Source organism: Canicola haemoglobinophilus (assembly GCF_002015075.1).
Classification (GTDB): Bacteria; Pseudomonadota; Gammaproteobacteria; order Enterobacterales; family Pasteurellaceae; genus Canicola; species Canicola haemoglobinophilus.
This window is the reverse complement of the sequence record NZ_MUXZ01000037.1, coordinates 1-12,455: the sequence shown is the minus strand read 5'-3', so window position 1 is coordinate 12,455 and position 12,455 is coordinate 1. Positions and strand designations below refer to the sequence as shown.

The window sequence follows — 12,455 nt, the reverse complement described above, 5'->3', positions numbered from 1 at the left end:
AAATTTATTCCCTATTTAAAATGAAACAGAGCCGTTAGCATAAATAACAGGCTTTTTAGACTGGTTATCAATAGTATTTAATGGTCTAGAGTAAGTTAAGGATAGTGAGAACTTACCAATTGTAGATTTTGCACCAATAGCAAATCCCGAAATGACTTCTTTATTATTCTCAGCTTTTTGATATACCTGGCCAATATCGAAACCAATGAAAGGTGCAATTTGTTGAATATAAAATTTATTTGGGTGAAAAATTAAAGTCAGAGTTTGAGAGGCATATATTCCTTTTTCACCAGATAATGCACCGCCCTTAAAGCCTCTCACCGTATATTCATCACCAATACTAAATTGGTTTTCTGAATAAAGTGCATCTTTACTATATTGACCACCTAAGCGTAATTGATAATTCAACGCTCTTTGCTTAATTGCAAAATGTTTCGACCAAGTAAGATTGGCACTTAAGGTTTTTAAGGTTTTTTCTCTATCTTGCTCATAAGCTAGTTTTTTACCATTGAGCCAATTTAATCCGTTAGCATAGTTCAAATCTGTATATAATCGGCCACCTAATAATTGGGTAATGTAAGAAATACCTAAATTAATTTTATATTCATTTCTATTTAATACTTGTCGATTAACGATGAAATTTGTTCTTTTCTTAAATTCCAATTCAGTATAGGCAGAAAAGATACTCTCTTTATTTCGCATTAAAACTTTGCTGAGTTTTAAATTAAGAGATTTAGTTTTTCCCTCTGTTGAATATGAGCCTGTTTCGCCTTTAATTTTTTTCTCATAGCCAGATTGAGAGAGGCGTGTATCTAAAGTATAAGTTGAAAATGGTTGGGAATAACTGAGTGAATAGTTGATTTGGTTATTTGCTTTAGGGTTTTTATAAAAACGATAACCAGTAGAGAAGGACCAACTATCATTAATACCTAATAAATCACTTGCTTGCAAAGCTAGAGTTGCCTGATTACGCCCATTGGCATTATTTCCTGTTCCCGAATTGTTAAACCCAATTTGCACAGTAGGGAATAGGCTACGTTTCACTAGAAAATCCAGATTTGAATAAGAGGTTTTATCGCTGGCAGATACATTAACGGAAACTTTTTTATTCGTAGTATTTAATGTTTCTATCAACTGATCGATGTAGAAAATATTTAAAGGCGCTTCTCTAAGTTTAGGTAACACCGATAACATTCCTTTATCTTTAAAGGATTTTGGCTGTTCACCATTCACATAAAGTTGATCGATTTTCCCCCAATGAACAACAAAAGGAATATGTCCATCAGTAATAGTATCGGTTTGTAATCCTATAGCGCTAGTAACATAACCTGCTTGATATAAGGCTTGTGTCAGATCTTTGGATAAATTGTAAACCTGAGTTGTAGTGAGGTTAGTACCTATATATTGGGAAATAATGTTATTAAACTCGGGTAGGTAGACACCAATTCCCGTATCAATACTAATGTTCTTAATTAAAGGTAATGCCTGATTGATATTTTTATCTACTGAGGTTTTTACTGAGGTTTCTTTATTAAGCTGTTCTGCTTGTTGAATACCTTCTGTACTCAATTTTAAATTTTGCTGATGCTTTAAACGAATATTTTCTTGTTCTAGAGGGTTAGTTTCTGCATAGCTCATACCATAAGATATGAAAAGTGCGGTATAAATTATGCTCTTTTTTAAATTTTTGCGATTTAAAAACTCCATTTGATTACATATCCTTTAGTTTGTTCAAAAAGAAATTCAGAGTATTGCTCCAGAGTTGGATTTTATCCAACTAGATTTAGTTACAGTGAAAGAATTTACCTTATTGGTATAGGTAAAAATATGATTTAAGTCAAATAATAATATTTGTTTGATTGAGATTTATACAAATAAAATAAAATATTTTGCTTTTTTATATATCATAACGTAATTAAATTTATAAGAAAAATTGTGATTTGTTGTAAATAAAATTTATGCGAAATTATTTTTATGAAGTTTTTGTTCATTTTTGATAAATTATTGTTGTCAAATGGAGTTTTTTGTTGTGGTCAAGTTTGCTTGCGACTAAGGGGATGAATTAACAAATATAACTAGATAGATACATTGATATAAGCAATAAGATAGTATTTGCTTATGGGAATTTATATGATTTTATAAGTGGTTGATTATAAGCTTGAAATTGGCGGAACGGACGGGACTCGAACCCGCGACCCCCTGCGTGACAGGCAGGTATTCTAACCAGCTGAACTACCGCTCCGCAATAATTGGATATAAGGAGGAAACTTTGGCGGAATGGACGGGACTCGAACCCGCGACCCCCTGCGTGACAGGCAGGTATTCTAACCAGCTGAACTACCACTCCGCAAAAAGTGATGCGCATGATAATAGTGAATAGGCTTTTCGTCAAGCGCTTTTTATTGATTATATGTTTATTTTTATTAAGTGCTTATTTAGCAAGCATTAATGAACGGTGTCTTGTATATTTCGCTTAATCCATAAGCAATTTTCTTTACTCTTTTTATTGAGTAATTGGAGATATTCTTCATGAGCTAGCTTTTCTTCTTCGTTAGGCAAAAGTAATTTAAAATCATGCATATCTGTGATGACTTGTTGTTGGATTGTTTCTTCCATTGCCATTACTGCCACACTTTCTTCTTCCTTATGTTCTTCTTCATCAAATAAGCTGGTTTGCCCACCAGTCATTGCTAGATATACATCACCTAAAATTTCCGCATCCAGTAAAGCACCGTGTAGTTCGCGTTTGCTATTATCAACATGTAATCGATCACAAAGCGCATCTAAGCTGTTGCGTTTTCCTGGATACATCTGGCGAGCCATTTGCAATGTATCAGTGATTAAACAAATATCAGCAGTTTTAATATTGCAATTGTGCTTTTTAAATTCATAATCCATAAAGCCAATATCGAAGGGTGCATTATGAATAAGTAGTTCGGCGCCTTTTATAAAATCAATAAACTCCTGCGCAATAGCGGAAAAATCAGGTTTATCTGCTAACATTTCATCGGTAATCCCATGAACTTTAATTGCCTCAGGATCAACTGGACGATCTGGCTTAATATAAAAATGTAGCTGTCTACCTGTATAACGGCGATTGATCATCTCAACCGCACCGATTTCAATAATACAATGCCCTTCATAATGTGCGCCAAATTCGTTCATGCCCGTCGTTTCAGTATCCAGAACGATTTGGCGATTGGGGGTTAATTCTAATGCCATGCTATTTTGCTATCTCTCTAAATTAATTTGCGGTATTATCGCCCCATTTGAAAAAAATTAGTAGAAAATTATGTTAAAACAAATTGAGATTTTTACGGACGGATCTTGCTTAGGTAACCCTGGCGCTGGTGGGGTAGGGATTTTATTGCGCTATAAGCAACATGAAAAACAAATTTCTCAAGGCTTTTTTCAGACTACCAATAACCGCATGGAGCTAAGAGCGGTTATTATTGCATTGAATAGCTTAACAGAACCTTGTTCCGTTATTTTGCATAGCGATAGCCAGTATATGAAAAATGGCATTACACAATGGATTTTTAATTGGAAAAAAAATAATTGGAAAGCAAGTTCAGGTAAAGCGGTAAAAAATCAAGATTTATGGCGTTTGTTAGATCAAGCTATTCAAAGACATCAAATAGAATGGCGTTGGGTCAAAGGGCATAGTGGGCATAGAGAAAATGAAATTTGTGACCAGCTTGCTAAACAAGGCGCTGAAAACCCAACTTTAGAGGATGTGGGCTATCAGGCTGAATAGGACAATAAAGAGAGAGTAGGGCGAAATATTCGCCCTATTTTTTAAGGTAATTTTGCAATCACTGCGTAGCCTTCTGCTAAACCTTCAATTTGATAAGTGACATCAGCACAAATAAATGCACTTTCACCTTGTTTTAGCTCAAGTGCGGTCTGATTTGCGGTTATTTTTACTGTACCTTGCATTACCAATAAAATTTCAGCGTTATTTGCTGTTAATGTCTGTTTTTGTTGCGCTCTATAACGCACATTGCTCATGGCAAAATCTTTTGCTGGCGTGCTGTAAGTAAAAATATCTTGCTCTTGTGGTGCAACAGGAATGATGCGTGGAGTAATTTCACTGCAATCTACAATTTTTAATAGCTCGTTGATATCCACATGTTTTGGGGTTAAACCACCACGAATAACATTGTCAGATCCCGCCATTAATTCAATATTTTGACCGCGTAAATAGGCATGTGGGATCCCCGCATCTTGATAAATACCTTCACCAGCATTGAGATGCACAATATTGAACAAGTAGAAACAAATGAGTCCAGCATCTAATTTATCTGCTGCAATTTCCATTGCATCAATGGTATATAAAACCCAATAATCAGGATTGTCTAATTCAAGTTGGTCTTGTTTATAAGCAGCTTGATTTTGCGCAATAATTGGGGCTAGCCAAGTAGAAAGTTGATTTTGATCTGCTTGCATAATTTGCGCATAAAAACTATGTAAATCCTGACTTTCTAACTGTTGCGCAAGTGCGGTCAAAGATGGACGAGTTTTTAAGGTGGCAATAATTTCAGCCTTTTGTTTAAAGCCATGTAATAGCCAAAAATCAGATAAAGCGATCATCATTTCTGGTTTATGGTTGCGATCTTTATAAGTTCTTTTTGGATCTTTTAAGGATATTCCAGCCTGATTTTCTTGCTCAAAGCCTATTTCTGCTTGCTGTTTTGTCGGATGAAGTTGAATGGAAAGCGGTTTAGCGACATCTAAAATTTTGAGTAAATAGGGTAGTTCTTGCCCAAAATTTGCCAAACTTGTTTTGCCTAAAACTTGTGGATTTTCTGCTAAAAAGTCTGTTAATGGAACTGATTTACCCGCAATATTTAAGACTGAAGGCGCAGAAGAATGAGCGCCTAGCCACCATTCTGCATAATATTGATTTTGTTGTTTTTCGATGTTTAAGAGTTCTGGAATAAAATCTTGCCCGCCCCAAACATAATGTTGTAGCTGCCCTTGTAGTTGATAGATACTGTGCATTTTGTCGTCCTTTTATATGAGATTATTTATATCCGCCGAAAAATTGTACTATTTTTTCTATGTCTTGTGGATTGTCTACTGAAATCATAAGGCGTTTTTTGTTTTTTAAGTCAATAACCAGAATTTTATTTTCAGTGAGATTGATTTGCTGAATTTTAGCATAAGCAATATAAATATTTTCAAAGAAAAAACCTTGTTCTTTAAGTAACAAAACGGGAAAACGAATAAAAGCAATATAAAGGCTAAGAAGAATAGCGATAGCTAATAAATAGAGAGTAGTTGGATTAATTTGTCCTGAGCTTTGGTAGAGAATGATCGCTATCAGTGCAATAAAAATAAGAGCATCAATTTTTGCTCGTTTTTTTAACCGCACTTTTAATTTGGTTGCGCCTTTAAGATGATCCATTAGGAACTGATCGTAAAAGGCATAAGCAAAAAAACAGCAAATACCGATAATAAGAAAGGTATTAACCATATATTAAATTCCCATAATAAAAAATCCCTCCCTCACATAAATTTAGAGAGAAGGATTTGAATGGATAAATTAAGCTAAGATACCTGTTGCAGCCCCTAAGATACCGATAACAAAAATACCTACGATAATCCATAGTGCATTTACACGGTTACGCAATAACCACATACATGCAAAGGTAAATAGAAGTGGCAATAAGCCCGGCATTAAGCTATCTAAAATATTTTGTACCGTGGTTACTTCAAGTGTACCATCTTGTTTTTGGATTTCAGAAACAACCAGTGGAACATTAATACTTGTCCATTTTTGCACTAAGGCCCCCATAATAAATAGGCCTAAGATAGATGCACCTTCGGTTAATTTTTGTAATAAACCACCGCTCATATCTTGTACAACATTCAAGCCTTTCTTATATCCGTAAGTTACACCATAGTAGCGTGTTGCTAAACGAACTAAGTTAAATAGCACGAAGAATAAAATAGGGCCTAAGATACTACCAGTTTGTGCTAATCCAGCACCTAATGCCGCAAAGACTGGACGCGCAGTTCCCCAGTAAATTGGGTCACCCACACCAGCTAAAGGTCCCATTAAACCTACTTTGATACCATTGATTGCCGCATCATCAATTTCTTTACCATTTGCACGTTCTTCTTCCATCGCAATGGTCACGCCTAATACAGGTGCCGCAACGAAAGGTTGAGTATTAAAGAATTCTAAGTGACGCTTAATAGCATCTTTACGTTCTTGTGAATTTGGATCTGGATATAAGCGTTTAATCACTGGAACCATTGAATAGGCAAAGCCTAATGACTGCATACGCTCGAAGTTCCATGAACCTTGGAAAAGGTTTGAACGACGAACAACCGCATTTAAATCACTTTGGGTTACTTTTTTCATTTCTGTTGTCATTTCTTGGATCCCCATTAGTCTAATCTGTTATCTAAATCGTTATTGCTATTTGCTACAACTTGTACCACTTTACTTTGGTTGTATTTAGGGTGAAGTTGGATATAAAGTGCGGCCATAATTGCGCCTAATACACCAAGAGCAACAAGGTTGAAATCTGTAAATGCAGCAACAACAAAACCAGCGTAGAAGAATGGCATTAAGTGGCCAGCACGCATCATATTGATAACCATTGCATAACCTACTACAGCAATGATACCACCAGCGATTTTCAGACCATTTGTTACAACAGCTGGAATTGCATTTAACATTTCTTGTACAACATCAGTACCTGCGGTTAATGCAACAATAAGTGCTGGAATTGCAATACGCATTGCTTGTAATAATAGAGCGCTACGGTGGATCCAATCTAAGCGAGTTAAGTTACCATCTTGAATAGATTTATCCGCAGCATGTTGGAAACCAACAGTCAACGCACGCACAACATAAGTTAATACTTGACCTGCCGCAGCTAATGGGATTGCAATCGCAATACCTGTGCTAATATCTTGTTTACCAACAATAACTAAAATTGTTGAAACAACAGAAGCCAAAGCCGCATCTGGTGCAAGTGCAGCACCAATATTCATCCAACCTAAAGCTAATAGCTCAAGTGAGCCACCAATTTAATATCGCCTAAAACTAAACCAATTAAAGTACAAGCGATTAAAGGGCGGTGAGTTTGCCATTCATCAAGGATTGAGCCCATACCAGATACACAGGCAACAAGGAATACAAGTAGAACTTGTAACATTGAAATTTCCATAATAAAAGTCCTTAAATTAAGTTATTTTTCTTTAATAAATCCATCATATATTGATGCGCATCATTTGATACTTTACGAACATCTAACTCGACACCCATTGCATCAATCGCTTTAAACGCTGCAATATCTTTATCATCAACAGACACCGCACTTGTAATCATTTTCTTACCGTCTTTGTATGCCATACCACCAACATTGATTGATTTCATATCAACGCCAGCTTCAAGCAATCTTAAAACATCAGTAGGATTAGTGAATAACAACATCATACGTTCATTGGCATATTCTGGGTTGTTATAAACACGGATCATTTTTTCCACATTGACAACATGTGCAGTTACGCCTGGAGGTGCAACACTTTTCAACATAGTAGAACGCACTTCGTCTTTTGCCACATCATCATTCACTACAACAATACGACTCACACGACTTTCTTTGGTCCAGCGAGTTGCCACTTGTCCATGAATTAAACGGTCATCAATACGAGCTAAACCCACAATCAAATTGCCTTCTTGTTGTGCTACCGCAACTTGAGGTTGTGCAGCCGCTGGTGCGGTTTCAACTGCTTTTTCTTCTTGTGCTGGTTCTTCTTCGTATTTCAACGCACGAACACCAGTACGACCCGTTTCTAATGCAATGTTCACTAATTCTTGCAAACTAGAACCATCATCACGCGCCATAAAAGTTTCTACTAACATAGGCACGTTAACACCAGTAACAATGTCCATATTAGTGTTATCACCAATCACACGATTTGCCGCGTTAAATGGACTACCGCCCCAAGTATCAACTAAAAATAAGACTTCATCGCAGTGCGCTAATGTCGTACTTAATTTCTCTTGATATTTTGTCATAATAGTTTCAGCATTTTCACCTGGAACAAAATCAATAGTTGCAACATTCTCTTGCTCACCAATCAACATTTCTGTTGTTTTCAGCAATTGTTCAGCCGCAACACCATGCGTAGCTATAATAATCGCAATGGACATTTAGACTCCTTCATAATAAAAGTATTAAGTTAATTTAAAAGGCGACGTATTCTAAAGGAAGTTTGAGTTAGATAATGTGATTGAGATCACAATTTATAAGTTTAATTGACTAAAAAAAGTGATTTAGCTCATGTTTTGTATAAAGAAAAGTCGAATAAATGTGATCTAGTTCACTATTTAATCGACTTGTCTAAGAAAAGTGCGGTCATAATTTGCCGAATTTTAGCAAGAATGTTTTTGATTTTTTAACAATTCAGCATGCGCTTTCTTTTGCTCTTTCATTTTGTTATTAATTTCACGGCGTTGTTTAGAAAGCTCCGCATTGCGAATAGTATAATCATCAACACGAGTTTCATAATCATCACGCATGCTTTCAATAATTGCACGAACATCAGCAATACTCATATCATCACGAATATATTGATTTAAGTTATCTAATAACAACACACGTTTTTGGTTATCACGGATTTTACGATTATTATCGTCCATATCGCGTAAAAGTTTGTTTTTTAAACGATACATGCGTACATACTCCAAAACTTCTTGGAAAGATTGTTTATTGATATTTTCCATTTTTTTCTTCTCTTTTTATTAAAATAAAACCTCGGCTAATGTAACTTTTTTTCCCTTATTCGTCAAAGTGTTCCCTTTCGATTTTCTTAAACTAGAAAAAAATTCTGCAATTTATTAAAAGCCTGTTGATTAGCCTCTGATGAGATGATAAAAATTAAAAATTCTTTTTTATAAACACAATTAGGATTGCAAATATGACACAAGTATTTAATTTCAGCGCAGGGCCAGCGATGATGCCAAAAGCGGTTTTAGAGCACGCGCAACAAGAATTATTAAATTGGCAAAATCAAGGTACATCCGTTATGGAAGTGAGTCATCGTGGTAAATATTTTATGGAAATGATTACTCAAGCGGAAAAAGATTTTCGCCAGCTATATCACATTCCAGACAATTACAAAGTGTTATTTTTACAAGGCGGAGCAAGAGGACAATTTGCTGCTCTTCCGATGAACTTAGCCAATAACAAAGGCAAAGCCCTTTATCTCACCAGCGGACATTGGTCGGCAACAGCGGCAAAAGAGGCGAGTTCATTTACCGAAGTTGATGAGGTTAATATTTTACTGGAGGGCAAATTAGAGGTTGGGGAGCTTGATTTCAGCCAGATTGCCGCCGAATACGATTATGTGCATTATTGCCCGAATGAAACTATTAGTGGCGTTGAGATTTTTGACTTGCCAAAGGTTGGAAGTGCGGTGCTAGTAGCGGATATGTCTTCCAATATTTTGTCCCGTGAAATTGATGTGAGTAAGTTCGGTGTGATTTACGCTGGTGCTCAGAAAAATCTCGGACCAGCAGGCATTACTATTGTGATTGTGCGTGAAGACTTAATTGGTCAAGCGAGAAAGGAAACGCCATCCATTTGGAACTATGAAGTCCAAAGTAAAAATGATTCAATGATCAACACACCGCCCACTTTTGCTTGGTATCTTTGCTCTCTTGTATTTAAGCATTTGCTTGAGCAAGGTGGAGTGCAAGAAATGGAAAAACGCAATCAGCAAAAAGCACAATTGCTATACGATTTTCTTGATCAAAGTGCGCTTTATCACAATGTTGTGGCGCCCCAAAATCGTTCCTTAATGAACGTTACATTTACTACTAACAACGATGAACTCAATGCAAAATTTGTGGCTGAGGCAACGGCTTGTGGCTTACAAGCTTTGAAAGGTCACAAAGTACTTGGCGGAATGCGTGCCTCAATTTATAACGCTATGCCAATTGAAGGTGTACAAGCCTTAATTGAATTTATGCGTAAATTTGAAACAGAAAATAACTAAAACTACGCTAAAAATGACCGCACTTTAGCGGTCCTTTTTATGCTCAAATACAGGACTTTTTATGCAATATATCAACATCGCTAACGAGGGCGTGAAATCCCTTTCTCCTTACCAAGCAGGAAAACCTATTGAAGAATTAGAACGTGAATTAGGCATTAAGAATATTGTCAAACTAGCCTCCAATGAAAATCCTTTTGGCTTTCCTGAAAGCGCTAAGCAAGCTATTCAAAAACAACTGAACGATTTGACACGTTATCCTGATGCTAACGGTTTTGAGCTCAAACAAGTGATTGCACAAAAATTTGCGGTTCAACCTGAACAAATCACTTTAGGCAATGGTTCCAATGATCTATTGGAATTAATCGCTCATACTTTTGCCTCAGAAAAAGACGAAATTATTTATTCGCAATATGCCTTTATTGTTTATCCTTTAGTTACCAAAGCCATCAATGCCGTTTCTAGAGAAATTCCAGCAAAAAATTGGGGGCATGATTTAGATGCCTTTTTACAGGCAATTAATCCCAACACTAAATTAATTTACATAGCTAATCCGAATAACCCAACGGGGAATTTTTTAACGGAAAAAGAAGTGGATCATTTTCTTGCACAAGTGCCAGAGCAAGTGATTGTTGTGCTAGATGAGGCTTATACAGAATTTACAGAGGAAAAAGAGCGGTTAAATTCTTTCAAACTTTTACAAAAATATCCAAATTTGATTATTTCTCGCTCATTATCCAAGGCTTACGGATTAGCTGGATTGCGCATTGGTTATGCTGTATCTAATCCTGAAATTGCAGATTTACTCAACCGTGTTCGCCAGCCTTTTAATTGCAATGTTTTAGCTTTAGTGTCAGCTGTGGCAGTGTTACAAGATGATGCTTTTGTAGAAAAAGTGGCAGAAAACAATCGTATTGAAATGGCTCGCTACGAAGCTTTCTGCCAACAACATAAGCTCGATTATATTCAATCTAAAGGCAACTTTATCACCATTGATTTTAAACGCCCAGCCAATGAAATTTATCAAGCATTACTGTACGAAGGCGTCATCGTCCGCCCAATTGCAGGCTACGGCATGCCAAATCATTTACGTGTCAGCATTGGCTTACCAGAAGAAAACGACAAGTTTTTTAATGCGTTGCTAAAAGTGTTAAGTTAGTCACATATAGAGAAAAATTATCCCATTTTTCCTCTTCTAAAATACAAAATTCCTTTGCTCTTATTTTGAGCGTAACTCATAAAGGAATTTTGTATGAAAAAATCACAACTCTCACAACAATTATTTTTTGATTACTTTACGCAATGGGTTGCCACTTACAAAGAGGGGGCAATTCGTTCGGTAACCATGAAAAAATACCATTCAACACAACGCTGGCTAACACAACTTGCACCACGTTTGCGTTTATGTGATCTCAATCGTTTAACCTACCAAAAATTACTGAATGATTATGCAGAGCAGCATGAAAGACAAACCACGATGGATTTTCATCATCAACTCAAAGGTGCAATTTTAGATGCTGTTGATGAAGGCTTGATTGAGAATGATCCAACACGCAAAGCGATTATCAAAGGTAAATCGCCAAAGACGAAAAAATTGAAGTTTCTGAACCAATTTGAGCTTTCAACCTTATTAAATAGCCTTAACCTTGATGAACAAATTAACTGGGATTGGTTTATTTTATTGATAGCTAAAACGGGAATTCGATTTTCTGAAGCACTAGCCATTACGCCTGAAGATTTTGATTTTGCTCGCCAAACCTTACACATCAATAAAACTTGGAATTACAAAGAAAAAGGCGGTTTCTCTCCAACCAAAAATCGCTCATCGGTGAGAAAAGTACAAATTGATTGGCAAACGGTGATCCAATTTTCTCAGTTAGTGAAAAATCTACCGCAAGAACGCCCGATTTTTTATAGCTCAACCCCCATTTATAATTCCACTATCAACGGTATTCTTACACGCCTTTGCCGTAAAGCGAATGTGCCACAAATCACAATTCATGGTTTACGCCACACCCATGCTTCATTGTTGCTCTTTGCTGGCGTTTCTATTGCGAGTGTAGCTCGGCGACTGGGGCATTCTAGTATGACAACTACGCAACATACTTATCTGCATATTATTCAGGAATTAGAGAACCAAGATACAGATATTGTTATGCGACATTTATCGGGCTTATGCTGATAAAAGTAGGGCGGACATCCGCCTTATATATATTTTTTAGTAGTTGCATAACCATGTAGGGACGCCATGCTGGCGTCCGAAAATAAATTCTTATTAAAAACTCGTTAAATAAATTTATTATCTCGGACGCCAGCATGGCGTCCCTACATACTACGGATTTAATATTTTGTGTAGTTGTTAAATGTAAACATTTTACTCAAGAAAACTTGCTTAATTTGCTGATATTTCCGCTGTTTTCGCTTATGAAGGGCGA

At 36.3% G+C, this 12,455-nt stretch carries 11 protein-coding genes, 2 tRNA genes and 1 pseudogene; 4 read left to right on the top strand and 10 right to left on the bottom strand.

Translation table 11 applies throughout. The annotated features are described in order from the left end of the window. Positions 1-15: 15 nt before the first annotated feature. The 4 genes from B0186_RS09725 to dnaQ all read right to left on the bottom strand — a co-directional run bounded on the left by B0186_RS09725 (position 16) and on the right by dnaQ (position 3,222). Positions 16-1,707: a ShlB/FhaC/HecB family hemolysin secretion/activation protein gene (locus B0186_RS09725; RefSeq protein ID WP_115072573.1), complete on the bottom strand. Its 1,692-nt coding sequence runs from the start codon at positions 1,705-1,707 to the stop codon at positions 16-18. Positions 1,708-2,165: 458 nt separating this feature from the next. Then, positions 2,166-2,242 (bottom strand) — tRNA-Asp (locus B0186_RS09720). Positions 2,243-2,270: 28 nt separating this feature from the next. Beyond that, positions 2,271-2,347 (bottom strand) — tRNA-Asp (locus B0186_RS09715). Positions 2,348-2,445: 98 nt separating this feature from the next. Continuing rightward, positions 2,446-3,222, bottom strand: coding sequence for a DNA polymerase III subunit epsilon (gene dnaQ, locus B0186_RS09710; protein ID WP_078219184.1), 777 nt, complete (start codon positions 3,220-3,222; stop codon positions 2,446-2,448). Between the two features lie 70 nt (positions 3,223-3,292). On the opposite strand from dnaQ, the gene rnhA reads away from it, so the two are divergent. Next, the gene (rnhA, locus tag B0186_RS09705; protein ID WP_078219183.1) at positions 3,293-3,757 is read left to right on the top strand and encodes a ribonuclease HI; all 465 of its coding nucleotides are present in this window, start codon (positions 3,293-3,295) and stop codon (positions 3,755-3,757) included. Positions 3,758-3,798: 41 nt separating this feature from the next. On the opposite strand, the gene manA is transcribed toward rnhA, so the two are convergent. From manA to B0186_RS09675, 6 genes and pseudogenes are all read right to left on the bottom strand, one after another. Further along, positions 3,799-5,004: a mannose-6-phosphate isomerase, class I gene (manA, locus tag B0186_RS09700; RefSeq protein WP_078219182.1), complete on the bottom strand. Its 1,206-nt coding sequence runs from the start codon at positions 5,002-5,004 to the stop codon at positions 3,799-3,801. 22 nt (positions 5,005-5,026) lie between these two features. Next, positions 5,027-5,479 (bottom strand): DUF986 family protein, encoded by a 453-nt coding sequence (locus B0186_RS09695; protein ID WP_078219181.1) that lies wholly within the window; start codon positions 5,477-5,479, stop codon positions 5,027-5,029. A gap of 69 nt (positions 5,480-5,548) precedes the next feature. Continuing rightward, positions 5,549-6,385: a PTS mannose transporter subunit IID gene (locus B0186_RS09690; protein ID WP_078219196.1), complete on the bottom strand. Its 837-nt coding sequence runs from the start codon at positions 6,383-6,385 to the stop codon at positions 5,549-5,551. Positions 6,386-6,399: 14 nt separating this feature from the next. Next, positions 6,400-7,187, bottom strand: a pseudogene (locus B0186_RS09685) (PTS mannose/fructose/sorbose transporter subunit IIC). Between the two features lie 11 nt (positions 7,188-7,198). After that, positions 7,199-8,176, bottom strand: coding sequence for a PTS mannose transporter subunit IIAB (manX, locus tag B0186_RS09680; protein WP_078219180.1), 978 nt, complete (start codon positions 8,174-8,176; stop codon positions 7,199-7,201). A 222-nt stretch (positions 8,177-8,398) separates the two neighbouring features. Further along, complete coding sequence (locus tag B0186_RS09675; RefSeq protein ID WP_078219179.1) at positions 8,399-8,749, bottom strand: DUF496 family protein; 351 nt, start codon at positions 8,747-8,749, stop codon at positions 8,399-8,401. Positions 8,750-8,943: 194 nt separating this feature from the next. On the opposite strand from B0186_RS09675, the gene serC reads away from it, so the two are divergent. The 3 genes from serC to B0186_RS09660 all read left to right on the top strand — a co-directional run bounded on the left by serC (position 8,944) and on the right by B0186_RS09660 (position 12,202). Continuing rightward, positions 8,944-10,023, top strand: coding sequence for a 3-phosphoserine/phosphohydroxythreonine transaminase (gene serC / locus B0186_RS09670; protein WP_078219178.1), 1,080 nt, complete (start codon positions 8,944-8,946; stop codon positions 10,021-10,023). 61 nt (positions 10,024-10,084) lie between these two features. Beyond that, positions 10,085-11,179, top strand: a complete 1,095-nt coding sequence (hisC, locus tag B0186_RS09665) for a histidinol-phosphate transaminase (RefSeq protein WP_078219177.1) — start codon at positions 10,085-10,087, stop codon at positions 11,177-11,179. Between the two features lie 93 nt (positions 11,180-11,272). Further along, positions 11,273-12,202 carry a site-specific integrase gene (locus B0186_RS09660; protein ID WP_078219176.1) on the top strand — a complete coding sequence of 310 codons (930 nt, stop codon included), beginning with the start codon at positions 11,273-11,275 and terminating at the stop codon, positions 12,200-12,202. The last annotated feature ends 253 nt before the right edge of the window (positions 12,203-12,455 follow it).